Raw genomic sequence first — 22,518 nt, forward strand, 5'->3', positions numbered from 1 at the left:
CCGCGCATTTTCCGCACGATCCAGACGGACGTAGAAGAGGTCGCCTCGGGAGTACCAGTCTTTTAGGGAAGGTCGTATATGGGCGCCTCCCGATCACAAGCAACTCGTAGCGTGAAGAAGCAGGAGGCAGGGCTGCAGTCTTATATCCGGCCTGTTGTGCAGGCTGATATGCCCGCTGGCCCTGATGGTTTTCGATGACAAGGTTCCCATCTGAACATCGAGCTTGGTGCTCTCATTCCCTATCGGAGTGTCCTCGTCCCGGTACGACCTGTCTGATCCATCATGCGCGTGGTCGCTTGCTCTCCTTCAAACTGGTTGTTGCGTACGCTTTATCGTCCCCGCACAGCCTGCCACGCCTCGCTCCGCCAGGCCTGTCCGCGTGCCAGTACAGCCCAGACCGTTCGCGCCAACTTGTTCGCTACCGCGGCGACAGCCACGCTATACGGCCGACGCTGCAACAGAGCTGCGAGCCATGGCCATGTCGGGCGATCTTTCGACTGATCACGACGGCTCGAGCGCCGTGCATGAGGAGCGTTCGCAGATAGGCATCGCCACGCTTGCTGATCCCGAGCTGCCTGACGCGTCCACCTGTACCGGTCTGACGCGGGACCAATCCGCCCCACGCTGCAAACTCCCGCGCATCCTTGAACGCTGTCGGCGTCCCCATGCTGGCGACCACCGCCGTTGCGGTGAGAAGACCAATGCCGGGGATTTCAGCAACGGCCTTGCACGCTGGCATTTCCCGCATTTGCAGAGAGAGCCTGCGCTCGATGACCCCAATGTCGACCTGCAGCTGCTGGATGGGCGAACTTTTTCTCTCTGCGAAAAGTGGATCAGCCTGGGGCATCGATGAACACCCAGGACGACGGGTGCCGTATGCGCGGCGAGCGAAGGATAGTCGAGCCGTCAATGGCATCCGCGCTCGCAGTCTCTGTCCTTGCGATCCCCAGCCCTTCGGGCTTGGGCGCTGCGCTTGCTCAAAGGCAGGGGAGGGTGGTGGATGGGCTGGCTTGCTGTCCCTTCCATCGTTGCACGCCGTTCTCGCCGTCAAGGTCTGCGCGCAATGGGATTGCGCTTGCGCCCTGGCGGCCGTCTTCGAACCCTGACGGCTGCGCTGCGGCGTGCGCTTTCGGTTTCGGGCAATCCCGCCCGATTCACGGAGCCGACCATGTCGCACGATCTCTTTTCTTCTCTCATTTCCTTCGAGTTTTCCGCTTCCGTTCCCCTGTTCGTCCGCGATGCAGCGGGCGAGTACCGGCCGGCCGAGGCCGACGAGGTGCTGCTCGCGGCCCAGCGGCTGCTGGCCAGGCGGGTGCGCGGCAGAGCCGCGCTGTCTTCGCCTGCGCTCGTGCGGGACTTCCTGCGTCTGCGGCATGGGGCGCTGGAGTGCGAGGTGTTCGCCGTCGTGCACCTGGATGCGCAGAACCGTGTGCTGGACTACGTGGAGATGTTCCGCGGCACGGTGGCACAGACCTCGGTGTATCCGCGCGAGGTGGTGAAGGACGCGCTCGCGCGCAACAGCGCCGCGCTGCTGCTGGTGCATGGGCATCCGTCGGGGTCGACAGAGCCGTCGCCGGCCGATCAGGCGCTCACGCGGACCCTCAAGGCCGCGCTGTCTCTCGTGGACGTGCGGGTGCTGGATCACCTGATCGTCGGCGGCAGCGTCATCTACTCGATGGCGGAGCACGGGCTGATGTAGCCACAGGGGCTTCGGCCCTTTTTTTGATTCCCGTTCATTGCCCGCTCATTGTCCACTTGCATGCGCGCTGCGCGCGTGCACCTGGCCGGCGGCCGCGGTGCCGGCCGATGGCCTCGATGTCCTCTCTCCGGTGGCGGTACCCGCCACCTGCGCGCCGCTGTCTGCGGCTTGCCTGGCCTCTGCGGGCGCTCCTCCCGTCAAGGGCCGCTGCGGCACCCGAGTCCTCGGCTTCGCCTGCGGGCCGCGCCAGCGCCTTCGCTGTTCTCCCTTGACGGCGCACCCGCGCCGGCCCCAGCCGGCCTCCATGGCCGCGAAAGGGCTTCGCGGCCCCTGCGGAGCCCAACACCCAAGGAGAGCGCCTATGCACTTACCCACGCCCTGAATCCAGTTTCGGTTTTCTTTCTTTCCAGTTTTGTTTTCCAACGTCCCGACAGGGACAGGAGTTCGATCATGAATACTGTTGATACGCCAGAAGATTCCACGCTTGAAGCGGCCGTGCCTACGCAGAGCATGGTGCTGGTGCCGCTGTCGCGGCTGCGCGCGCGGCCGTCCAAGCGCAACGTGCGCCGGAAGGCGCGCGCGTCGATTGCTGCGTTGGCTGCAAGCATCCGGCGTCTGGGCCTCCTGCAGAACCTCACGGTGATTTCTTGTGGTGATGACGGGGACTTCGAGGTCGTCGCCGGTGGGCGGCGCCTCGCGGCCTTGAAGCTGCTCGCGAAGAAGCGGCGCATCGCGGAGGATTGGCCGGTGCCTTGCCTGCTCGTGGCCGACGCGCTGGCGCGCACGGCGAGTCTCACCGAGAACGTGCAGAGAGAGGCGATGGGGCCCGTGGAGGAACTGCTCGCATGGAAGTCCCTCGTGGCCGAAGGTCGTTCCGTGGAAGCCATCGCGGCGGACTTCGGCGTGACGCCGCTGGTGGTCAGGCGCCGGCTCAGGCTTGCCAACGTCTCGCCGCGCCTGCTGGCGGACTACCAAGCCGGCACCGCGACCCTCGAACAGTTGATGGCGCTCGCCATCACCGACGACCACGCGGCGCAGGAGGCCGCGTTCTATGACAGCCCGGCGTGGCAGCGCAGCCCCGAGGCGCTGCGCGACCATCTGACCCATGAAGAGATCGATGCGAGCCGCGATGCGCTGGCCCGCTTCGTCGGGCTGGAGGCCTACGAGGCCGCAGGGGGCGGTGTGCGCCGCGACCTGTTCTCGGACGAACGGCAAGGCGGCTATCTCACCGATGCCGGATTGCTGGACACGCTCGCGCGCCGCAAGCTCGCCGCAGTCGTCGAAGAGGTGCAGCTGGAGGGCTGGGGGTGGGTGGAGGTGGCGCCGCGCGCCACGGCGGCCGAACTCCATGTGTTCCAGCGGGTGCGGCGCACGCGCCGCGAGCCGAACAGGACCGAGGCCAAGTGCATCGCGAAACTCGAAGCGAAGCAGAACGCGTTGCAGGACCGGCTCGACGACGAGGATGCGGGCCTGAGCGAGGATGGCGAGCGTGCGCTGCAGGAGGAGCTGGACCGGCTCGGCGACGAGCTGGAAGCCATCGAGCAGACCCTGGTGGTCTATCCACCCGGCGCGATGGCAATGGCCGGTGCCGTGGTGTCGGTGGATCACATGGGCGGCGTGGTGGTGCACCGGGGGCTGCTGCGCGAGGAGGAGGCCAAGGCGCTGCGGGCGCAGGAGCGGCAGGAAGCCGATGCGGCGGGCGAGGAGCGCAGCGGCCACGATGGCGGCTCCGCTGAGACAGGCAAGCCCGGTATCTCGGAGAAGCTGGCAAAGCGGCTGAGCGCCCACCGCACGGCTGCCTTGCAGACCGAGGTCGCCCGACATCCGCAGGTGGCGTTGGTGCATCGGCTCGCGCTGCGCGTGGTCCTGGACAGCTACGGTTCGGGCGGGTCGCCCGTCGACATCGTCGCCACGCCGCAGGATGGGCTCGCGCTGCATGCACCCGATATCGGGGACTCGCCTGCGGCGATGGGCATGGGCAAGGTCCGCGAGGCATGGGCGGCGCGCCTGCCGAAAGAGCCCAAGGCGCTCTTTGCCGAACTGCTGGCCCTGCCGCAGGGCGAGCTGCTGTCGCTGCTGGCGGTGTGCGTGGCCTCCACGGTCGGCGTGCTGGCGTCCCGCGAGGACGAGACGCCTGCCGCCGAACTGGCCGAGGCCGCAGGCCTCGACATGCACGACTGGTGGACGCCGACCGCCGAAGGCTACTTCGCGCATGTCTCCAAGGCGAAGGCGTTGGAGGCGGTGCTGGCCTTTGCACCCGATCACGTGACCCGGCTGTCCAAGCTCAAGAAGGCCGAGATGGCGAGCGAGGCCGAAAGGCTCGCGGCCGGGACCGGGTGGCTGCCGGTGATGTTCAGGGGCAAGGCAGAACCGGGTTCCGAAACACCGAAATCGTCGGGGAGCGAGGCGGTGCTGGCAGCGGATGAAGCCGCTGCCGAAGCCGAAGACCGCGAGGAACTGGCGGCAGTCGCCTAGGCATGAGGCCCCGGTCGGAAGGCCGGGGCCTTGGATGTGCGAGAAGAAACGCGCGCGGCAGGTGTGCCGCGCGCGTTTTCGTTTGCGACGAGGCTAGGGCGATAGACACGCCGTGGCGGCGTTGACCGTCCCAAACCAGCGGAATTTCCTGCGCCGTGGTGCTCCCCGGCATGCCTCGTTAGGTTGGCTGCGCCGACATATCGCGTGAGCATTGTGAGAGTTCCGATGCAGATGCGCAGGCGTCCCTCGGATCCGGAGAGCTCAACGATGTCACCCCTCACATCCTCATGAATCAACAAGGCGTCAGCGAAATCTGCTTTGAAGAAACCTATGCGGTACCGCAGGACCAGACCGCGCGGTCATTGTTTGCGAGGCTGCCGCTCGGCAGCGACTATGCGCAGAGGCTGATCGAATGTCTGGCGACCGGGTACCTTGTGGCGGTTGTCGAATCCGTCTGCATCCGAGAAATCCAGATGTATGTCGACTCGATGGTGGAAGTGGTCGTGGGCCGCGCCGTGCACATCGAGCATCGCGGCCCAGTTCCACCGGCGACACGCCTGCGGCTTCGGGGATGGGTGGAGGGCCTGGGCGAGCGCAGTGCGACGTTCCGTGTCCAGGCCCATGACGACTACGAACTCGTGTTCGACGGCGCGGTCACGCTGGTCGCGGCCCATCGGGCGAGCATCGAGTCGCGCATTGCCGCGAAGTCGATGCGCTTGGGACGGCCCGTGGCGGGCAGCGGGTCTGACAGCCGGGAACGACGGGTCATCCGGCGTCGTGAATAGGCCCATCACCTTGGGTGGCCGATCTCCCCCATGCCGCCGATACCGATCATGTCTTCTACCTCGATGCTGAGGAGCGTTCCGGGGCGCTTTCCTGGCCAGCCGGCTTGGACCTGGACCGCGTCGGGGCCATGCCGGAAGGCCTTTTGCCGCGTCCTCGGGGCCTCGGCCATGCGTCCTTTTCGGGATCAGGTGCACGCCCACGGCCTTGTATGTGCCGTGAATCCTGGCGCGGGCACGGCGGTGCTCTCTTCGTTGCGCTTCGCCTCGGGCTTCCTCGCCGCAACCGTGCGGCCCGACAAATTTCCCCGACCTGCAGTCTTCCTCGCGAGGCAAATTTCTCGGGCCTTCCGGTCCTCCACTCGCGTTGCGGCCTTCGGTGCGACGCGCCCGGACCCGCGCCGTCCGGATCACGCCAAGGCCGCGATGGGCGCGGACCTGGTCAACTTCGAAAGGACTCCATCATGGCCAACATCGGCACCTTCACCGCACAGAACAACGGCTTCACCGGCACGGTTCGCACCCTGACGCTCAACGTCAAGGTCAAGATCGCGCCCAGCGACAAGGAAAGCGAGAACGCTCCGGATTACCGCATCGTGGCGGGCACCGGCTACGAGATCGGCGCGGCGTGGAAGAAGGTCAGCAAGGCGGACCGGCCTTACCTGTCGGTGACGCTGGATGACCCGTCGTTCCCGGCGACCATCTATGCCCGCCTGGTCGAGGGCGATGACGGCGCGCACAACCTGATCTGGTCGCGCAGCAAGGGCGACTGAACGTCGCCCTGGCGCCCCGCCAGCGGGCGGGGCGCTTTGCCTCTGGGTCCATCAACGGCACGCGCTTGTCCCGGGCTGTTTAACTACTGCTGCGAGCCCGTACCGAATTGCGGAAGTACGGATTGTCGTCGGTCCGTACTTCCTGATTTTCTGATCTGTGGATCGCCGCCATTCCGACTTTGCATTTCTACGGAGGCACGGGAAGAAGTGGATGCACGGAAGTGATTCTGCGGATCCGTGGGTTTGTGCAGAGACGCATCGCAGGTTTTGCGAATCGGCGTGCATACGGTCCGGCGGCGAAGACATTCGTGCGTCTCCCGGCGGTGCCGAGCCGGGCTGTCGTGCTGCGCATCGAGCCGCCGGTGGCGTCTCGCCCCTTCGGGTTTCCATCCCTGACGCCTGCGGCCTTCACTGCATTTCCGGCCTGCGCGCTTCGCTTGCCACGGGGCAAGGCAGGGGAGCGGCTGGCTTGCTGTTCCCTTCATCGTTGCACGGCGTTCTCGCCGTCAAGGTCTGCGCGTGCCTTGCACGCTGGCGTCCTGGCGGCCGTCTCTCGAACCCTGACGGCTGCGCTGCGTCGTGCGGCTTCCGGTCTCGGGCAATCCCGCCCGGAATCCTTCCAAGGAGAAAGACCATGACGAAGCTCATCACCGACGAACAACGCGCGCTGCTGCTGGCCAACGGCCGAGAATCGATCGAGAACTCTCACTTCGACCCGCTACCGGTGGTCAAGCTGTTCACGCCCAACGCGGGCGCTACGTGGTTGTTGAGCGAACTCGATTCCGAAGACATCGCGTTTGGACTCTGCGACCTCGGGCAAGGCTTTCCCGAACTCGGCTATGTGAGCCTGACGGAGCTGGAGAGCTTGCGCGGGAGATGGGGTCTGCCGATCGAGCGCGATCTGTACTTCGTTGCTGACAAGCGGCTGAGCGGCTACGCGCGTGAAGCGCGGCTGGCAGGGCGCATCGTGGCGTAGCGTCGAAGGCATCAGCCGCCGATGGCCGGCTGATGCCATTCCTTCGGCAACCTGGCTTCTGTTTCGAGCATCAATTCGCCGGCGCTGCGGCCCAGCGCCCGGGCGATCCTGAGCACCAGAACCAGCGTGGGCATGTGCTCGCCGCGCTCGATCTTGCCCATGTGAGAGCGCTCGATGCCGGCGAGGTGCGCCAGCATTTCCTGGGCGATGCCATCCTCGGTTCTCAGTGCGCGCACCACCGCACCGAACGCCAGCGCCGGCGCGACCTCAAAGGTCGTCGCGCCGGTAGGGCGTCCTCGCTGAATGGCTCGCTTCTGCATGGACAGAAGCGTCTCGTTTCAGCACAATTTAAACCACGTTATCTTTAACTCATATCGTTGTTTTCAGGATCGGGCCGCGCGTAGAAATCCTTCTGCACCTGTCCTTGTGGCATTAGCATTCCGTCATCTTTCGAGGGCCCATGACCTTTCTTACCGAGCAGCAGCGCGCCGAAATGCTGGCCAACGGCGCGGCTCGCGCCCATGGCCGCGCCATCGATCCTCATCCCGTCGTCAAGCTGTACACCTTGGACGCCCCCGCCTGCTGGCTGCTCACCGAGCTCGATGCCGATGGCGATCGCGCCTATGGGCTGACCGATGCCGGCACGGGCTTCCCCGAACTCGGGCATGTGAGCCTTTCGGCGCTCGAGGGCGTGCGCGGCCCCCAGGGCCTGCGCATCGTCGCCGATCCGCATTTCAGGGCGCGGCAGCCGCTGTCCGGCTATGCGGCCGACGCGCAGCGCGACGGGTCGATCAACGACTGAACTTCCTTGGCGGGTCGGGGCGCACGGAATCGTCGCTGCTCGCGCGACAGCGCATCGCCGCAAAAGCCAGCCATGCCGGCCGTGCCTATGGCAGCCTTCGCGCAAGCAAGAAGAAGTGAGTTCTGCCATGACCGACCGCAAGGCCGAAGGCCTGCCGAGCGCGCTCTGGCGCGCGTCGGCGGCCTACCTCTACACGCTCGATCTCGACAGCCCCGCGCTCGCGTGGGAGTACCTGCGCCGCCATCCGCAGTACCAGGCGGACTGGACACGGCGCGCCGCATCGCTTGAACGGTGGGGGTTGCGACAGCGCCGAAGATCCCCGTCTCGATGCGCGCGAAGCGCAGCCGTTCTGGATCACGGCGGCTGACGAGTTGCTGCACGTGCGCGCTTCGCGCGCGCACGATGCGTCGACCCGGCCGACCTTCGACCTCTGGCGCGTGCCCGGCCGCAAGCGCCTGGCGCTCGGCGACTCGGGCCTGGCGTTGCTGATCGACGTATCCGCAAAGCGCCTGCGGATGTCACTGGCCGACGACCTCTCCGATGGCGCGGCCTACATCTGCGCCGTCCCGCTCGGCCCCGGCCTGCGCGGCCAGTTGAATGCGTTCAATGCGCAGGCACAGGTTCTTCAGGGCCATGCGCCTGCAGAGGACTGCATGCGGGCTGTCACCCGGGCCACGCTGCTGCATCTTCGCGCCCTGCAGGCGCTCGATGGCGCGCAGGCCGGCGCCTCGCATCGCGATATCGCCCAAGCGCTGTTCGGTCTCGAAGCCGCGGTGCGCTGGCATGCCGATGGCGAACTGCGCGCCGCAGTCCGGCACCTGCTGCGGCGAGCCGAGGCGTACATGAGCGGTGGCTATCTGAGCCTCGCGGGCATACAGCGCAGTGCAGCCGATGCCCCCGGAGACGAACCGATGCGCTGAATATCTCCCTGCGCAAAAAGGCCCTTGCTCCCGAGACTGCCTCCACTGGGCTGCGAATGGCTCGCGGTCCCGCGACAACGATGGAGGCCCTCATGGCAAGTGCCAGTTCCCCGTTTACCGCCCGCGCTGCAACGGCTGCGCCGCGGCCCCTTTGCGGTGCCCGCCGCGCCGGCCAACCCCGAGTTCTTGACCACCGGCGAGGCCGGCGCCTTTCTGCGCCTGTCGCCGCGCACGCTCGAGAAGCATCGCGTGCTGGGCGGCGGCCCGCGCTTTCGGAAGTTCGGTGCGCGCGTGGTCTACGCGGTCGAGGATCTGCGCGCCTGGGCGAACAGCCGGGCCTATGAAATGACCTCCGATCCCGGTTACGTGCAGCGCGACTCCGTCCGCTGACCGACGCGCAGGGCAGGGGCCTCACCATGTCGAAGCGTCCGAGCGAACGCGAACAGCTGTCGCTGTTTCGCGCGCTGCCGGGAAGTGACATGGCGCTGCGCGATGCGCAGGACCTGATGGCCTATCCGTTCTTCTCGCTCGCCAAGTCGCCGCGCACGGCGCCGATTCGCTTCGAGGCCGGCGGTGTCTCGCTTACCGTCGAGGGCGTGCCGGAGCACGGCATCGCCACGATCTGGGATGCGGACGTGCTGATCTGGGCCGCGAGCCAGATCGTCCAGGCCAAGAAGGAAGGCATCGCGCCTTCGCGCCTGATGGTGGCCACGCCCTACGAGATCCTGCGCTTCGCGCAGCGCGGCACCGGCCGCAGCGACTACCTGGCGCTGCGCGCCGCGCTGGACCGGCTGCAGTCCACCACTGTCGCCACGACCTTGCGCCAGCGGGAGCGTCCGAGCGGCGCGATGCGCGTGCACCGCTTCTCCTGGATCAATGAGTGGAAGGAATACATCCGCTCAGACGGACGCGCCGACGGCATCGAACTGATCCTGGCCGACTGGTTCTTCTCGGGCGTGATGGACGAGGCCTTGGTGCTCACGCTCGATCCCACGTACTTCCGGCTTTCCGGCGGCATCGAGCGCTGGCTGTACCGGCTGGTACGCAAGCACGGCGGGCGGCAGCCCGGCGGTTGGCGCTTCGCCATGCGCCACCTGCACCTGAAGTCCGGAAGCCTGCAGCGCCATTCCGACTTCGCGCTGCAGGTGCGCCATCTGGTGCGGCGTCAGGCGCTGCCGGGCTATCGGCTGTCCATCGAGCGCTGTGGTGGCATGGAATGGTTGGCTTTCCGACCGACGCCGGGCGAACCGTTTCAAAGCGACTTATCCACAGTTTCTGTTGAAGAACCTGTGGATGACGTGGGGACGGGCTCGGTGGATCACCCGCACGACCCTCGGTGGATCACCCGCATAAACATCGGTGGATCGCCCGCACCGATCGGTCCAGAGGCCACGCCCGGCAACGGTTTCGGCACTCCCTAAACATCTAAAGGGATACATAAATGGAAGTCACGCGCGCGCGAGACAGAGCTGCTCAAACAACGGGCAGTGCTTCTGACGAGACAACCCAAGCAGGCCAGACGGCCGAGAACCGCTCGCCAGGCAGCGGGCCCCGGCCGGGCAAGGTGATCGCGCTGCTGAACCAGAAGGGCGGCGCGGGCAAGACGACGCTCGCCACGCATCTGGCCGGCGAGCTGGCGATGCAAGGCGGGCGTGTCACGCTGCTCGATGCCGATCCGCAGGGCTCGGCCTTGGACTGGGCGCAGCGGCGGCTTCAGAACGGGCAGCAGCGGCTGTACGGCGTCTTCGGGCTCGCGAGGGACTCGCTGCACCAGGAGGCGCCGCAGATCGCCTCGCAGGCCGACTACGTGGTCATCGATGGCCCGCCGCGGGTCGCGGCCCTCGCGCGCTCCGCATTGCTGGCCGCTGACCTCGTGCTGATCCCGGTGCAGCCCAGTGCCTACGACGTGTGGGCCAGCCACGAGATGGTACAGCTCGTGATCGAAGCGAGAGTGTTTCGACCGCAACTGCGCGCCGCTTTTGTGATCAACCGGCGTGTGGTGGGGACGGTCATCGGCCGCGACGCGCGTGCGGCGCTGGCCGATCAGCCGTTCGCCGCGCTGCGCGCCGAAATCTCGCAGCGCATCGTGTTCGCCGACAGCGTCGCTGCCGGGCGGCTCGCCTGCGAAGCGGCACCGACGTGCGCCGCGGCGCGCGAGATCGCTGCGCTGGCGCAGGCCGTGCGGGAGATGCTGCGATGACGTCGCGGGCGACTTCCGCGTCGCCGAAGCGCGCGCCGATCGGCCGCAGGCCGGCTGCCGATCCGGCGTCGGCCTGGGTGCGGCGCGCCGACGAACCGGCGGGCGCGGCCACGGCCACGGCGTCGGTTTACACAGCGCGCTTGACCATCGACGTGACGCCGGCGCTGCGCGGAAAGATCAAGGTGATCGCGTTCAAGCGCGACGTCACTGCGGCCGAGATGCTGCGCGAGTTGCTGGAGCGCGAGTACGGTGGAGGTGAACCGTGATGCAGCCGCGGCCGTCTTCTGCGCAGTCCTTGCCCTCAGCCGTCGTATGTCCGGGGACCATGCGCGGGCGTACCCGCATGCGCGTGTCATTGGCGTTCGTCGAGCATCGCGTGAACGTCTGGCTGCGCTTCGGTCGGCCGGCGCGCGAGACCATCCTCGATCGCTGGCGGCGCGTTGCGATCTTCGAGCCGGATGCGCTCTGCTGCCGCGTCAAGTGGATCGGCAATGACTACGGTACGGCGCTGTGGCAGCTGATGGTGCTGCAGGCGCCGATGCCGTCCGACGGCGCGCAGCGCGTTGCCGGTGTACAGCCGGGCGCGCGCATTCTGCTGCGCGCCGATGGTGTGATCCAGGTCAAGGCCGTGCTTGCGGCAATTGACGCGATCGAGGCCTCTGGCATCGACCCGTGCGTGGTGGCCGTCACCTACTGGCGTACGGTCGGCAACCGGCTGGCTGCGCGCCAGCCGCTGCCGGGCTACACCGCCGAGCGGCATGCGGCACATCTGGCGCGCGGGGCGCTGCGATGACGCCGCGCCTGCTCTTCGCTTGCATGGGCGTCGGCCTGGCGGCGCTGTGCGCGCCGGCCGTCATGCCGGTGGGCGCGCGCGACCGCGTGCTCGTGGTCTACAACCCGAGCGACAGCGTGCCGCGCGGCTGGTACCGCATCGGCCGCCTGGACAGCGCAGCCTCGCTGCACATCGGCAGCATCGTGCTGGCACGGCTTCCGGCCGACGTGGCCGCCTTCGCGGCCCAGCGCGGCTACCTGCCGAGCGGCGTGCCGATCCTCAAGCGCATCGGCGCGCTTGCGCCGCAATCGGTGTGTGTTTGCGATCAGCTCGTGCGCATTGGCGGTGCCGTGGTGGCGAGCGTGCGAACGCATGACGGCGCGCATCGCCCGCTGCAAGCTTGGTCGCAATGCCGCCCCCTTGCTGTGGGCGAACTGTTCCTTCTTGGCGACGCAAACCCGGCATCGTTCGACAGCCGCTATTTCGGGCCTATCTCCGTGTCGGCGGTGCTTGGCGTGGCGCGACCTTTGTGGACCTGGGGTGGGCCATGAGGGTCGCCATATCCTGCGACCGAGCATGCAACCGAGCTGCAGCCGGACGTGTGTTCGTGCTGCACCCAGTCGTGCAGAGGGCCCGCCGCCAGCGTGCAGCGCGAGCTGCACCGCCGCTGCCGCTCGGGCAGTGTTGCGCACCTCGTGCGCGGCTGGCGGCAGCTCGGAGCCGGGAGCGGATGCGGGAGGCGAAATCGCCGAGGTGCAGGGAGGGCCAGATAAAAGGGGCGGCACGCCGTCGCCCGCAACGCTCGTCTGCACGTGGGGTGGGCGCGGCACGGCACCTGTCGATGCCGGTGCTGCGCCGATGCGCAACGCCACGTCGCTGCGGCCTTGCGCACGTGCCGCTTTCGATCCCTTGCGCGTCATTGCTCCGGAGTGCCCGCCTTGGCTTCGCGTAAGGAACCGGATGCCGAGCGCTTTCGTATCCGACCGGCGGCACCGAAGTCCCACGCAGGACCGCGCCCGGAGCGCTTCGTGTCCCGGGTGCTCGGGGAAGTCTCGAAGGCCGGCGCTAAAGCGTCCGGCCAGCGGGCAGGGCGGCCCGCCTCGACCTTTGGCCGAGGCCGCGTCGCGGCCGGTATGGCAGTCGATCGCCTGGGCGTGCATGCCCGACGCGTGGTCATCAAGGCCCGCTTCGTGGTGCTCCGGAAAGCCGGCGCGAACTCGGTATCCACGCACCTGCGCTACATCGAGCGCGATGGGGTGACACGTGACGGGCAGCGCGGGCAGGCTTATGGTCCCGAGACCGATGCCGCCGACCTGAAGGCCTTCGAGGAGCGGGGCAGGGGAGATCGCCACCAGTTCCGCTTCATCGTCTCGGCCGAGGACGCGGTCGACCTGGAAGATCTGCGTGGTTTCACGCGGCAACTGATGCAGCGCATGGCGGTGGACTTGGAAACGCCGCTGGACTGGGTGGCCGTCGATCACTGGGACACCGACAACCCGCACACCCACGTCGTCTTGAACGGCCGGACCGCGGGCAAGGAAGACCTCATCATCGCGCCGGACTACATCGCCCGGGGCATGCGTATGCGAGCCAGCGAGATCGCTACCGAATGGTTGGGGCCGCGCACCGAGATCGAGATCCGGCAAAGCCAGCAGCGCGAAGTCGAGCAGCAGCGACTCACCGGCCTGGACCGGGCCTTGATGCGCCAGGCCGTAGCCGATACCGTTGACCTGACTGGCCGGCCCGGGGACCGGCACCGCCAGAACCTGCTGCGGGCGCGCCTGCAGCGGCTCGAAGTCCTGGCGCTGGCCGAGCGGGTCGATGCCAACTGTTGGCGGCTGGCGCCGGACATGGCGCGGACCTTGACCGCGATGGGCGAGCGCGAGGAGGCGCTGGACACCATGCGCCGGGCACTCAAGGGCCAGCAGCGTGAATGCGTGCTGGAGGACGCGTCGACCACCCCCGTCATCGGCCGCATCGCGGGTAAGGGCCTGACCGACGAACTGCACGAGCGAGGCTATCTGGTGGTCGATGGCATTGATGGCCGGGCGCACTATCTGAAACTACCGCCCGGTGCCGATCTGTCGGCGCTGCCGGTGGGCGGCATCGTGGAAGCAAAGCCGCCGGGGCGGGAGCGGGCCGTGGACCGCTCCATTGCGGCCATCGCCCAGGATGGCATCTACAAGACCGCCGATCATCTGGCCCGACTAGAGCAGGCGGCAGACCGCGATCCGCAAGCCACGGTCGATGTCCACGTGCGCCGGCTCAAGGCGCTGCGCCGCAGCGGTTTCGTGGCGCGCGTGGCCGACGGCGTCTGGCAGGTGCCGCCGGACCTGATGCAGAAAGCTCAGCAGTATGACGCGCAGAGAGGCACGGGTCCGACTATCGAATTGCGCTCGCACCTGCCCATCGACCAGCAGGTGCGCGCCATCGGTGCGACCTGGCTGGACAGGCAATTGATCGGGGAGGGCGGCGGGCTGGCGGCGCAGGGCTTCGGCGCGCAGGCACGCGATGCGATGCGCGGCCGCGCGGACTTTCTTGCCGAGCAGGGATTGGCCGAACGCCGAGGCCAACGCATGGTGCTCGCGCGCAACCTGCTTGCCACCTTGCGCGACCGAGAACTGGCGACTGCCGGGAAGTCTTTGCAAGACCAGACCGGCAAGACCTACCGATCGATGCAGGAGGGTGCGCGCGCCAGCGGCGTCTACCGCCGTTCCATCCAACTTACCAGCGGACGCTTCGCCATGCTCGACGACGGGATGGGTTTCAGTTTGGTTCCTTGGCGGCAGGTGATCGAACGTAGCTTGGGCCAACAAGTCTCTGCCGTGGTGCGTGGCCAGTCCGTCACTTGGCAGCTTGGGCGGCAGCGAGGTATGTCCATTTGAGGAGGCCCGATCCCCCGGAGATAAATGCGGCGTTTCCCTGCCGTCAGGGCGGCAAAGAGCGGCTGACTGCAAAGCCGATGCGGGTGCGTCCACTGCCGGAGATCGCCATGGTGTATCCCGAATGCATTCGCGCGATGGCTGCCACGATGGCCAACCCGAGCCCGTGATGAAGGTGCCCGTCCGTGCGCGACTCATCGGTGCGGAAGAACCGATCGAACAGCCGGGGAATATGCAGCGCATCGATGTCCGGCCCTGTGTTTTCAACGGAAATTTCGGCGCCGCCCTCCGCGTTCACACCGATGCGCACCGTAATTGCAGAACCCTTCACCGCGTAGCGTGGCGTTGCCCAGCAGGTTGGACACCGCCCGCTTGAACAGCGGCTGATCGACCGCGATCTCTGCATCGCCCTCGACATGAACACGCAGTTGCGCCTCGCTCAAAGGGCCTTCGTGGAAATCCACGACTTGGCGAACCAGTTCCGCGAGGGGCGAAGCGGCATCGCATCTCGCTGTTGCGCCTCGGTCCGCGCGCGACAGGAAAAGCATGTCATTGACGAGCGCCGCGAGCCGCTGCAACTCTTCGAGGTTGCCGGTCAATGTGTCGCGCAGCGCTTCCACAGGCCGGTCTTCGCGCGACAGTGCGACTTCGGTATGCCCGATGAGTGCGGCCAGCGGTGTCCGCAACTCGTGCGCAACATCGGCGTTGAATGCTTCGAGCTGCACATAGGCCGCCTCCAGCCGGCGCAGCATTGCGTTGAACTGGTCGATCCACGGCTGGAGTTCCGCGACCGGCTCGGCCAAGGACAGCCGCTGCTCCATTCGCCCCGGTGAGATGGCACGCGTCTGGTCTGCCAATGCGCGCAGGGGCTCCATGGTGCGGCGGACCCTCCAGGCGCAGGCGATGCCCGCCGAGATTCCGCCCAAGAGGGTCGCAGTCGCAAGGATCAGTGCCAGCCGTCCGAGCATGCGCGAGTCCTCGGTGATATCGAGCAACAGGGCGCCCTGGACTTCCCCCACCGCGAGAGGCAGTGTGAATTCCATGCGCTGGGCCTTCACATGGTTTGGCAGCACCTCGGGATCTCGATACAGCAGCTCGCCATCCGCCGCACGCAACTCCAGGTAGGTACCGGCTCGACGCGGAATGGCGGCCTGCAGGTGCCTGCGCATTTCCGCCAGGCCGCCAGCACGCTCGGTCGAAATTGCTGCATCGCGCGTCGCGGCCAGTTTTGTCGTCAGCAGCGCACGCTGCTTGTCGATGAACGACCACTCGGTGGCGGCGAAGATGCCGGCGCAGAGCAGGCCCAGTCCCAGCGCCGTTTGCGAGGCGAGCTGGATGGACAAGCGCGTGGCCAATGAATAGCCGGCCTTCTTTTTCATCTGGAGCGTTCCTCCAGCACGTAGCCCATTCCGCGCACCGTGTGCAGCAGGCGTTGCGAGAAGGGGTCGTCCATCTTTGCTCGCAGGCGGCGCACGGCCACCTCGACGACGTTGGTGTCGGAGTCGAAATTCATGTCCCACACCTGCTCGGCCAGCGTGGTGCGAGAAAGTATCTGGCCGCGGCGGCGCAGCAGTACCGTGAGCAGAAGGAACTCCTTGGCCGTCAGCTCCAGGCGACGGCCATCCCTCGTTGCTTTGCGGCCAAGCAAGTCCACCTCGAGTTCGGCCAGCCTGAGCGTGGTGGGATGGTTCGATGCGCCGCCGGAGCCGCGGCGCATCAGTGCGGAGATCCGGGCCAGCAATTCAGAGAACGCGAAGGGCTTGACCAGGTAGTCGTCCGCCCCTTCCTGCAAACCTCGCACGCGGTCCTCTACCTTGTCGCGGGCGGTGAGCATCAGCACGGGGGTGTTGCTGCGCGCGCGCATGGCGCGAAGCACGCCGAAGCCGTCGATGCCCGGCAGCATCACGTCGAGCAGAACGACGGAATAGTCGCCTCCTTCGGCCAGGCGTCTGCCTTCGATGCCGTCGCGCGCCACGTCGACCACATAGCCGTTCTCGGTCAACCCTCTTACGAGGTAGTCGACCAGTCGGCTTTCGTCTTCCACTATCAGCAGCCGCATCGCTTGCCTTCATAAAACACCGCAGACGCGATGATCACAGCAACCCGCCAGGCGGACATTACAAGTTTGTCATCCAACCGGCAACGCCCTGAGGCTTGCAGAAATGTAATGCCATGGTCACTTTCTGGCGTGTTGCCCATCCTCAAATACCTGCAACCCGCCACCGGCGGCAACAGGAGAGATCGCGATGAGCACGCAACTTCAGATCAACGGCCGCCGGGTGCGGGTCGATTCCGCGGCGGACACACCTCTTTTGTGGGTGCTGCGAGACGAGCTGGGCATGACAGGTACCAAATATGGTTGCGGTGTCGGCCTCTGCGGCGCGTGCACGGTCCACGTGGGCAACGATCCCGCGCGCGCATGCATCACGCCCGTCGGCGCACTGGCGCGTCAGCAGGTTCGCACGATCGAAGGCCTTGCGCAGGATCGCATCGGCCGAGCCTTGCAGGCCGCCTGGATCGAGAACGACGTGCCGCAGTGCGGCTACTGCCAATGCGGGCAGCTCATGGGCGCGGCTGTGCTGCTGCGTGCCACGCCGAAGCCGAGCGATACCGACATCACGCAAGCCATGGCAGGCAACATCTGCCGCTGCGGAACCTACGACCGCATCCGGGCGGCCATCCACGAAGCAGCACGCGCGCTGTCTGTCTGAAGGAGCCGCCATGTCGACCACCACCACACCCGCCGCTCGCGCATCCCAAACCTTGCCGCCAGCCGCCCATGGCCTGTCGCGGCGCCAGTTCGGACTGGCCGCAGGCAGCGCCGTGCTGACCGTCGCGATTCCGCTCGGCGCCCAGACACCGCCGCAACCAGCCGCACCTGCGCCGGCCGCCCGGCCGCCGGTGAACCGTGCGCCAGGTTCATTCATCCGCATCGGTACCGATGGCGTCGTCACGTTCCTGCTGCCCACCTGCGAGATGGGCCAGGGCATTCATACGGCGCAGGCCATGATCTTGGCCGAGGAGCTCGGCGCAGACTGGACCCGCGTGCGCACCGCGATGCCCGAACAGGTGACGCCCGATTACCGCCTGCCCATGGGCCAACAACGTTCGGTCGGCTCGTTCGGCGTCCGCTTCTGGCACGACCCATTGCGCCGTGCCGCCGCGCAGACAAGGGAACTGCTGACCTTGGCCGCGGCCGAGCGGCTGTCGGTGCCACCTGCGTCCCTTGCCGCCGAAGACGGCCAAATCATCCATGTGGCGAGCGGCCGGCGTGTGCCATTTGGCGATCTGGTGCAGGCGGCGTCCGCGCTGCCCGTGCCCCAGACGCCGGTCCTGCGGCCGGCGGAACAGCGCAAGCTCGCCGGCAAGACGATGCGCCGGATCGACACCCCCGGCAAGGTCACGGGCCGCGCCCTCTACGCGGTCGACATGAAGGCACCCGGCATGTTGCATGGGGCGGTGCGCCTGTCCCCGGTGTTTCGCGCCGAAGTCGAGTCGATGGATCCGGCCAGCGTGCGCGGCATGCCGGGCGTGGTTGCGGTGGTGCCCGTACCCAACGGCGCGGTCGTCGTCGCACGCAGCTGGTGGCAAGCCAAGCAGGCGGCCGACAAACTCACGATTCGATTCAAGGCCACGCCGAACGACCGCGTCAGCACGCCCGAGCTCGACGAACGCATGCGCGCCGCGCTGGACGGCGGAACGCTGCCGGCTGCCTTGCAGCGCGGCGACATGGACGCAGCCTTTCGTGCGCCGCATCGAATCATGGAAGCCGACTACGCCGTGCCGCTCCTCGCCCATGCGTGCATGGAGCCGATCAACTGCATGGCGCAGGCCGGCCCCGACCGGCTGGACCTCTGGACCGGTACGCAGGCCCAGGACATCCTCCTGCGCGAGTGCGGCGCCGCGGGTGGCTACAAGCCCGAGCAGGTCTACTTCCACAACGCCTATCTCGGCGGTGGCTTCGGTCGCAAGACGCAGGCCGAGTCGGCCATTCAGGCCATGCTCGCGAGCCGCGCCGTGGGCGGCCGGCCGGTGAAGGTACTCTGGTCCCGTGCCGACGACATGCAACAGGGCCAGTACCGCCAGACGATGATGTGCCGCATGCGCGCCGCGCTCGACGCGGACGGCCGCATCCAGGGTCTGCGTGTCCGCGTCGCGGGCCCCCAGATGGGACGTGATAACGGGATACCCCTCACCAACGGCGTGGTCGACGGCATGTCGCTCACGGGCATCATCGACATGCAGTACCAGATCCCGAACATGCTGGTCGACCACGCGGTCGTGCCGATGCCGATGGCGCTGTCGCCATGGCGCTCGATCGCCAACTCCTTCACCGGTTTCTTCGTGGAAGCCTTCATCAACGAATGCGCCGCCGCCGCGGGCAAGGACCCGCTGGAATTCCGCCGCCAGCACCTGCGGGGCCGCCCGCGCATGCTCGCGGTGCTGGACCGCGTCGCGCAAAGTGCGGGCTGGGGAAACCCTGCGCCGGCAGGCGTCGCGCGAGGCCTCGCCGTGGTGGAAAGCTACGGCAGCCCTGTCGCCCAGGTTGTGGAGGCGCGCCTTCGAGACGGCCACGTCAAGGTCGAGAAAGTGCACGTGGCCATCGATTGCGGCCGTGCCATCAACCCCGGCCAGGTCGAATCGCAGATGAGCGGCGGCGTGGTCGATGCCTTGTCCGTTGCGCTGCGCGCCAAGATCACCATCAAGGATGGCCGCGCGGAGCAGTCCAGCTTTGGCGACTACCAGATCCTGCGCATGGGGGAAGAGCCGCAGGTGATCACACATATCGTCGAAATCGGATCGCCGCTCGGCGGCGTGGGCGAGCCTGGCGTGCCGCCTCTGGCGCCTGCGCTCGCAGCCGCGGCCTCGATCCTCTCTGGCAAGCATGTGCGTCGGCTGCCCCTTGCCGACGACGGCCTGGCTTGAGGGGGCTGCCCCCATCTTGCAAGCGGCCATGGCGCCCCCGAGGTGTGCTCGGTACCGGGGTTCTGCGCCAGTTCCAGGGAGGCCGCAACGGCCATTTGGATCGAGGTGCAAATATGCGCGGTGCCCAGAAGCCCACGCACCACGCGGCAATGACCGCGGACGTGATCACGTCACTCGGAAAGTGCTCGAGCGCGAGAACGCGGCAGATGCCTGGGATGGGGGCCAGCGCCCACAAGCATTTGCGCCAGTTCGGCAACACGCGAGCGAGCACGAACGCAACGGCAAATGCCGTGAACGCGTGGCTTGACGGAAACGAATTGAAGGGTGCGCCGGCAAACGGCGCAGCGAAGCCGTAATGTCCGTTCTCCAGAAGCAGGAAAGGGCGCGACCGCGCGACAACATGCTTGAGAACCAGCGTCATGAAGCCGCCTGTCAGCAGAGTCAGGAGCATCAGCAGGCTTGCGCGGACCCAGCGCTCGCAATCGCGTTTCCAGTGCCTTGCCGCCGGTACCGACAATGCAAGAAGACCCGAGGCGTAGATACCCAGCGCAGCGATTCCATAGAAGCGGGCGTCGGCGACATCGCTGACCGTGTCGAAGAGGCCGGAGGACTCCGCTGTCAGAAGCGCGTGGATGACCCGGATCACTGCGGCGTCGAACCAGACCGCCATGACCACGAGGGCGCCAAGCAGCGCGCGGATGGGCTTCAGGATACGAGCAGCCGGAGTGTCATTGCGGGCCCGGTCGCGAGGGCTACCTGTCATTCTGCGAAGCCATCGCTCGGCATCGCTGCTGCGAAGAGGGCGGAGGAGGGCACCGCCGTTTCGGAAAAAAGAACTGAGGACACGCGGGCTCCGGTTGGATCGTGTCCGGATGCTCCGCCCGGTAGCCTTGCTGCATCCTTACCGGATGGGGCCGGCTCGAAGGTGCGATGCCATTCGCCAGGTAAGCCGAGGGTAAGGCTGGCGGGCCGAGCATTCAGGCTTCATCACCATCGGATCTCGTCATGCTGTGTGCCTCTATCGCGCTCGTTCTCTGCGGCCCAGAGGGCTTGCCCACATGAGACCGGCCCCCAAGCTCTTCGCGAAACTCTGCTGGCCCGGACGGCTCGGGACATGGCTGTTTGACACCTGCCTGCTGGACGTCCTGATCGGCCTTGCGCTGATCGCCGCCGTCTTCAAGCTTCAGCTGTTCATTGACCGTGGCGCCATCGCCTTCTGGCTGCTGTTTTGCTTCGAGCACTGAAACCTTGACAGCGCTAAGGCGGTTGTTGCCGTCACGGTGCGAATGCCAGCACAAAGTCCGTTCCGGGCGATGCCGCGTGTGCTGTCAATCGCCAGCCGTGCGCCAGCGCGATCTCCCGGCATATGGCGAGGCCCAGCCCCGCGCCTTCGTCGCGCCGGCCCGCGCCGCGCCAGAAGCGATCGAAAATCATCGGCAGGTCACCAGCCGGAATACCGGCACCTTCGTCGCAAACCGAGATCCGCCGTGCGTCGGCTCTGAGCCGCACCACGCCGTGCGACGGCGAATGCTGGATCGCGTTCTCCAGGAGATTCTTCAACAGCGTGAAGAGTGCACCTCGGTCCGCCTGCCAGGACACCACGTCCGGCGCGACCCGCAAGTCCAGATGAACCTCGCGCCGCGCGGCAAGTCGCCCGAGATAGTCGCCGACTTCGTCCACCAGCGCGGCCGCACCCACTTGGCCGACGTCGTAGTTGCATAACTCCGTCGCCTCGGCCAGGTGCAAAAGCTGGCTCACGTGCCGAGCCATCTGATCCACGTCGCGGATCAGAGCACCGCGATCGAAGGCCGCATCGCTGTCGCCCCCGAGTTCGACCTGGCCGCGGATCAGCGAGAGCGGTGTCTTGAGCTCGTGCGCGGCCGCCGCAAGAAAATCCTGCTGCGCCATGTAGCCGCTTTGCAAACGGTCGAGCGCACGATTGAAGGCCTCGATCAGCGGCAGCATCTCCGAGGGCAGCCCTTGTACGCTCAAGCGCGCACCGAGCGTGCGCGGCGTGATGCGTGCGGCGCTCTCGGAGGCCACACGCAGCGGCCTGAGCATGCGGCCCAGTGTGAAATACATGGCCACGGCGAACACCAGGACCGAGGCGAGGCACGCAACCAGAATGCCCTGTCCGAGCGCCGGCAGCCCGACGCTGCGGTCCATGAGTTCGATGAGGCGTCGGCTCACCGCCACCTGCACATACCACCGGTGCCCCGCATGATCGACGTAATGAGTCGCCGCGCGCACCGGAAGACCGTCTGAAACCGCATCGAAGGTATGCTCGCGCGGCGCGAAGGCCTTGCCCTCTTCGAGCAGTGCTGAAGTGCTCTGCCCGGCGGGCATCACAACGTTGCCGGTCGCATCGAGCACGCGGACGGACGTCTCTTTCCCCATGCCTGAATACAGCCAGGTCGGGAGCTCCGGTTCGTTCAATCCGCTTGGGCGTCCTGTCGCATCGAACTGCAATTGCCGTGCGATCAACCGTGCATGGGTGGATATTCCTTCATTCAAGGTGTCTCCACTCAGAAGCAGCTTGGCGGCACTCACGACTACGATCAGCCCAATGCAGACCAGGATGCCGGCCACGTACGTGGCGAGCAGCCGCGTGCCGAGACTATGTGGCCAGTGGAGCTTCGCAAAGCGCATAGCCACGCCCCCTTACATTGGAAATCTGCAGCTCGGAGCCCACGGCTTGCAGCTTCTTGCGCAAGCGATGCAGCGCGACATCGAGCGCGTTGGGCGTGACAGCCTCCGAAAGGCCCCATGCGGCCGATTCGAGCGCGCTGCGGCGCACGGTCTGGCCGCCGCTGCGCACGAGGCAAAGGGTGATCTGAAGCTCGGCAGGCGCGAGCGTGACGACATCGCAGCCGCAACTCAACGTTCCGCTCTCAGGGTGTACGCAGATGTCGGCATAGGCGGGCGAGAGGCTCTGGAGCTGGGCCGGACGCCGCAGCAGCGCGCGCACGCGCGCGACGAGTTCCTCCATCGGGAACGGTTTGACCAGATAGTCGTCGGCGCCCGACTCCAGGCCACCGACGCGGTCATGCAAGGCATCCCGCGCGGTCAGCATCAGGCACGGCGTGCGCGTGTCCGCTGCGCGCAGCCGCCGTACCAGCTCGAGGCCGTCGCCATCGGGCAGCCCCCGATCGATCACAAGCGCTGCATAGGGCGTGCGTCGCACCGCATGCCAGGCAACATCGAGGCGCCCGAAGACATCGGCCTCGATGCCCGCGCCAACCAACGCCTTGCATATCAAGGTGGCCATCCGGTCATGGTCTTCGATCAGCGCGATGCGGTTCATGTGGCAC

23 protein-coding genes and 3 pseudogenes are annotated in these 22,518 nt (G+C 66.9%); 18 read left to right on the plus strand and 8 right to left on the minus strand.

The window, feature by feature from the left end:
- Positions 1 to 329 precede the first annotated feature (329 nt).
- Positions 330 to 802: pseudogene (locus M0765_RS19315) on the minus strand (transposase); the annotation flags it as partial.
- Between the two features lie 366 nt (positions 803 to 1,168).
- Between M0765_RS19315 and M0765_RS19320 the strand changes: the two are divergent.
- From M0765_RS19320 to M0765_RS19340, 5 genes are all read left to right on the plus strand, one after another.
- The gene (locus tag M0765_RS19320) at positions 1,169 to 1,699 is read left to right on the plus strand and encodes a JAB domain-containing protein (RefSeq protein WP_258505435.1); all 531 of its coding nucleotides are present in this window, start codon (positions 1,169 to 1,171) and stop codon (positions 1,697 to 1,699) included.
- 450 nt (positions 1,700 to 2,149) lie between these two features.
- Positions 2,150 to 4,174, plus strand: a complete 2,025-nt coding sequence (locus M0765_RS19325; protein WP_258505436.1) for a ParB/RepB/Spo0J family partition protein — start codon at positions 2,150 to 2,152, stop codon at positions 4,172 to 4,174.
- Positions 4,175 to 4,461: 287 nt separating this feature from the next.
- Positions 4,462 to 4,959 carry a thioesterase family protein gene (locus tag M0765_RS19330; protein ID WP_258505437.1) on the plus strand — a complete coding sequence of 166 codons (498 nt, stop codon included), beginning with the start codon at positions 4,462 to 4,464 and terminating at the stop codon, positions 4,957 to 4,959.
- A 461-nt stretch (positions 4,960 to 5,420) separates the two neighbouring features.
- Positions 5,421 to 5,729 carry a DUF736 domain-containing protein gene (locus tag M0765_RS19335; protein WP_012747205.1) on the plus strand — a complete coding sequence of 103 codons (309 nt, stop codon included), beginning with the start codon at positions 5,421 to 5,423 and terminating at the stop codon, positions 5,727 to 5,729.
- A 634-nt stretch (positions 5,730 to 6,363) separates the two neighbouring features.
- The gene (locus M0765_RS19340) at positions 6,364 to 6,705 is read left to right on the plus strand and encodes a DUF2958 domain-containing protein (RefSeq protein ID WP_258505438.1); all 342 of its coding nucleotides are present in this window, start codon (positions 6,364 to 6,366) and stop codon (positions 6,703 to 6,705) included.
- A gap of 11 nt (positions 6,706 to 6,716) precedes the next feature.
- On the opposite strand, the gene M0765_RS19345 is transcribed toward M0765_RS19340, so the two are convergent.
- Entirely contained in the window at positions 6,717 to 7,025 is a 309-nt protein-coding gene (locus tag M0765_RS19345) for a helix-turn-helix domain-containing protein (RefSeq protein WP_153283297.1), read from the minus strand.
- Positions 7,026 to 7,165: 140 nt separating this feature from the next.
- On the opposite strand from M0765_RS19345, the gene M0765_RS19350 reads away from it, so the two are divergent.
- The 10 genes and pseudogenes from M0765_RS19350 (at position 7,166) to M0765_RS19395 (ending at position 14,284) form a co-directional block, all read left to right on the plus strand.
- Positions 7,166 to 7,507: a DUF2958 domain-containing protein gene (locus tag M0765_RS19350; RefSeq protein WP_258505439.1), complete on the plus strand. Its 342-nt coding sequence runs from the start codon at positions 7,166 to 7,168 to the stop codon at positions 7,505 to 7,507.
- 127 nt (positions 7,508 to 7,634) lie between these two features.
- Entirely contained in the window at positions 7,635 to 7,874 is a 240-nt protein-coding gene (locus M0765_RS19355; protein ID WP_258505440.1) for a transcriptional regulator domain-containing protein, read from the plus strand.
- Between the two features lie 13 nt (positions 7,875 to 7,887).
- On the plus strand, positions 7,888 to 8,427 hold the full coding sequence (locus M0765_RS19360; protein WP_258508340.1) for a DUF2285 domain-containing protein: 540 nt from the start codon (positions 7,888 to 7,890) through the stop codon (positions 8,425 to 8,427).
- A gap of 135 nt (positions 8,428 to 8,562) precedes the next feature.
- Entirely contained in the window at positions 8,563 to 8,817 is a 255-nt protein-coding gene (locus M0765_RS19365; RefSeq protein ID WP_446751602.1) for a helix-turn-helix transcriptional regulator, read from the plus strand.
- A gap of 26 nt (positions 8,818 to 8,843) precedes the next feature.
- Positions 8,844 to 9,668 (plus strand): annotated as a pseudogene (locus M0765_RS19370) (replication initiator protein A); the annotation flags it as partial.
- Between the two features lie 200 nt (positions 9,669 to 9,868).
- Positions 9,869 to 10,627: a ParA family partition ATPase gene (parA, locus tag M0765_RS19375; protein ID WP_258505441.1), complete on the plus strand. Its 759-nt coding sequence runs from the start codon at positions 9,869 to 9,871 to the stop codon at positions 10,625 to 10,627.
- Positions 10,624 to 10,893, plus strand: a complete 270-nt coding sequence (locus M0765_RS19380; protein ID WP_258505442.1) for a chromosome partitioning protein ParB — start codon at positions 10,624 to 10,626, stop codon at positions 10,891 to 10,893. Before parA ends, M0765_RS19380 begins: the two co-directional genes overlap by 4 nt.
- Positions 10,893 to 11,420, plus strand: a complete 528-nt coding sequence (locus tag M0765_RS19385) for a DUF2840 domain-containing protein (RefSeq protein WP_446751603.1) — start codon at positions 10,893 to 10,895, stop codon at positions 11,418 to 11,420. The genes M0765_RS19380 and M0765_RS19385 overlap by 1 nt, the downstream gene beginning before the upstream one ends.
- A complete protein-coding gene (locus tag M0765_RS19390; RefSeq protein ID WP_258505445.1) occupies positions 11,417 to 11,950 on the plus strand; it encodes a S26 family signal peptidase in 534 nt (177 codons plus the stop codon). Before M0765_RS19385 ends, M0765_RS19390 begins: the two co-directional genes overlap by 4 nt.
- Positions 11,951 to 12,532: 582 nt before the next feature.
- Complete coding sequence (locus tag M0765_RS19395; protein ID WP_258505446.1) at positions 12,533 to 14,284, plus strand: DUF3363 domain-containing protein; 1,752 nt, start codon at positions 12,533 to 12,535, stop codon at positions 14,282 to 14,284.
- A gap of 43 nt (positions 14,285 to 14,327) precedes the next feature.
- Here the strand turns inward: M0765_RS19395 and M0765_RS19400 are convergent, their stop codons facing one another.
- From M0765_RS19400 to M0765_RS19410, 3 genes are read right to left on the minus strand one after another with little or no spacing between them, the layout of a single operon-like run.
- Positions 14,328 to 14,579: an ATP-binding protein gene (locus M0765_RS19400; RefSeq protein ID WP_258505447.1), complete on the minus strand. Its 252-nt coding sequence runs from the start codon at positions 14,577 to 14,579 to the stop codon at positions 14,328 to 14,330.
- The gene (locus tag M0765_RS29265; protein ID WP_258505448.1) at positions 14,545 to 15,660 is read right to left on the minus strand and encodes a histidine kinase dimerization/phospho-acceptor domain-containing protein; all 1,116 of its coding nucleotides are present in this window, start codon (positions 15,658 to 15,660) and stop codon (positions 14,545 to 14,547) included. Before M0765_RS29265 ends, M0765_RS19400 begins: the two co-directional genes overlap by 35 nt.
- The gene (locus M0765_RS19410; protein WP_258505449.1) at positions 15,657 to 16,340 is read right to left on the minus strand and encodes a heavy metal response regulator transcription factor; all 684 of its coding nucleotides are present in this window, start codon (positions 16,338 to 16,340) and stop codon (positions 15,657 to 15,659) included. The genes M0765_RS29265 and M0765_RS19410 overlap by 4 nt, the downstream gene beginning before the upstream one ends.
- Before the next feature lie 187 nt (positions 16,341 to 16,527).
- On the opposite strand from M0765_RS19410, the gene M0765_RS19415 reads away from it, so the two are divergent.
- Together M0765_RS19415 and M0765_RS19420 are read left to right on the plus strand one after the other, a co-directional pair.
- Positions 16,528 to 16,992 (plus strand): (2Fe-2S)-binding protein, encoded by a 465-nt coding sequence (locus M0765_RS19415; RefSeq protein ID WP_258505450.1) that lies wholly within the window; start codon positions 16,528 to 16,530, stop codon positions 16,990 to 16,992.
- Positions 16,993 to 17,002: 10 nt separating this feature from the next.
- Positions 17,003 to 19,207 carry a xanthine dehydrogenase family protein molybdopterin-binding subunit gene (locus M0765_RS19420; protein ID WP_258505451.1) on the plus strand — a complete coding sequence of 735 codons (2,205 nt, stop codon included), beginning with the start codon at positions 17,003 to 17,005 and terminating at the stop codon, positions 19,205 to 19,207.
- Between the two features lie 121 nt (positions 19,208 to 19,328).
- Here the strand turns inward: M0765_RS19420 and M0765_RS29500 are convergent.
- Positions 19,329 to 19,970, minus strand: a pseudogene (locus M0765_RS29500) (phosphatase PAP2 family protein); the annotation flags it as partial.
- A gap of 295 nt (positions 19,971 to 20,265) precedes the next feature.
- Between M0765_RS29500 and M0765_RS19425 the strand changes: the two are divergent.
- Positions 20,266 to 20,451, plus strand: coding sequence for a hypothetical protein (locus M0765_RS19425; protein WP_258505452.1), 186 nt, complete (start codon positions 20,266 to 20,268; stop codon positions 20,449 to 20,451).
- Between the two features lie 31 nt (positions 20,452 to 20,482).
- On the opposite strand, the gene M0765_RS19430 is transcribed toward M0765_RS19425, so the two are convergent.
- Positions 20,483 to 21,856 carry a sensor histidine kinase gene (locus M0765_RS19430; protein ID WP_258505453.1) on the minus strand — a complete coding sequence of 458 codons (1,374 nt, stop codon included), beginning with the start codon at positions 21,854 to 21,856 and terminating at the stop codon, positions 20,483 to 20,485.
- Positions 21,825 to 22,511, minus strand: coding sequence for a response regulator transcription factor (locus tag M0765_RS19435; protein ID WP_258505454.1), 687 nt, complete (start codon positions 22,509 to 22,511; stop codon positions 21,825 to 21,827). Before M0765_RS19435 ends, M0765_RS19430 begins: the two co-directional genes overlap by 32 nt.
- Between the last annotated feature and the right edge of the window lie 7 nt (positions 22,512 to 22,518).

Origin of the sequence: Variovorax sp. S12S4 (genome assembly GCF_023195515.1) — a bacterium.
Classification (GTDB): domain Bacteria; phylum Pseudomonadota; class Gammaproteobacteria; order Burkholderiales; family Burkholderiaceae_C; genus Variovorax.

Coding starts and splice junctions, on each gene's coding strand:
- M0765_RS19320 (WP_258505435.1), top strand. CDS start 1,169: ATGTCGCACGATCTCTTTTCTTCTCTCATTTCCTTCGAGTTTTCCGCT.
- M0765_RS19325 (WP_258505436.1), top strand. CDS start 2,150: ATGAATACTGTTGATACGCCAGAAGATTCCACGCTTGAAGCGGCCGTG.
- M0765_RS19330 (WP_258505437.1), top strand. CDS start 4,462: ATGAATCAACAAGGCGTCAGCGAAATCTGCTTTGAAGAAACCTATGCG.
- M0765_RS19335 (WP_012747205.1), top strand. CDS start 5,421: ATGGCCAACATCGGCACCTTCACCGCACAGAACAACGGCTTCACCGGC.
- M0765_RS19340 (WP_258505438.1), top strand. CDS start 6,364: ATGACGAAGCTCATCACCGACGAACAACGCGCGCTGCTGCTGGCCAAC.
- M0765_RS19345 (WP_153283297.1), bottom strand. CDS start 7,025: ATGCAGAAGCGAGCCATTCAGCGAGGACGCCCTACCGGCGCGACGACC.
- M0765_RS19350 (WP_258505439.1), top strand. CDS start 7,166: ATGACCTTTCTTACCGAGCAGCAGCGCGCCGAAATGCTGGCCAACGGC.
- M0765_RS19355 (WP_258505440.1), top strand. CDS start 7,635: ATGACCGACCGCAAGGCCGAAGGCCTGCCGAGCGCGCTCTGGCGCGCG.
- parA (WP_258505441.1), top strand. CDS start 9,869: ATGGAAGTCACGCGCGCGCGAGACAGAGCTGCTCAAACAACGGGCAGT.
- M0765_RS19380 (WP_258505442.1), top strand. CDS start 10,624: ATGACGTCGCGGGCGACTTCCGCGTCGCCGAAGCGCGCGCCGATCGGC.
- M0765_RS19385 (WP_446751603.1), top strand. CDS start 10,893: ATGCAGCCGCGGCCGTCTTCTGCGCAGTCCTTGCCCTCAGCCGTCGTA.
- M0765_RS19390 (WP_258505445.1), top strand. CDS start 11,417: ATGACGCCGCGCCTGCTCTTCGCTTGCATGGGCGTCGGCCTGGCGGCG.
- M0765_RS19395 (WP_258505446.1), top strand. CDS start 12,533: ATGGCAGTCGATCGCCTGGGCGTGCATGCCCGACGCGTGGTCATCAAG.
- M0765_RS29265 (WP_258505448.1), bottom strand. CDS start 15,660: ATGAAAAAGAAGGCCGGCTATTCATTGGCCACGCGCTTGTCCATCCAG.
- M0765_RS19410 (WP_258505449.1), bottom strand. CDS start 16,340: ATGCGGCTGCTGATAGTGGAAGACGAAAGCCGACTGGTCGACTACCTC.
- M0765_RS19415 (WP_258505450.1), top strand. CDS start 16,528: ATGAGCACGCAACTTCAGATCAACGGCCGCCGGGTGCGGGTCGATTCC.
- M0765_RS19420 (WP_258505451.1), top strand. CDS start 17,003: ATGTCGACCACCACCACACCCGCCGCTCGCGCATCCCAAACCTTGCCG.
- M0765_RS19425 (WP_258505452.1), top strand. CDS start 20,266: ATGAGACCGGCCCCCAAGCTCTTCGCGAAACTCTGCTGGCCCGGACGG.
- M0765_RS19430 (WP_258505453.1), bottom strand. CDS start 21,856: ATGCGCTTTGCGAAGCTCCACTGGCCACATAGTCTCGGCACGCGGCTG.
- M0765_RS19435 (WP_258505454.1), bottom strand. CDS start 22,511: ATGAACCGCATCGCGCTGATCGAAGACCATGACCGGATGGCCACCTTG.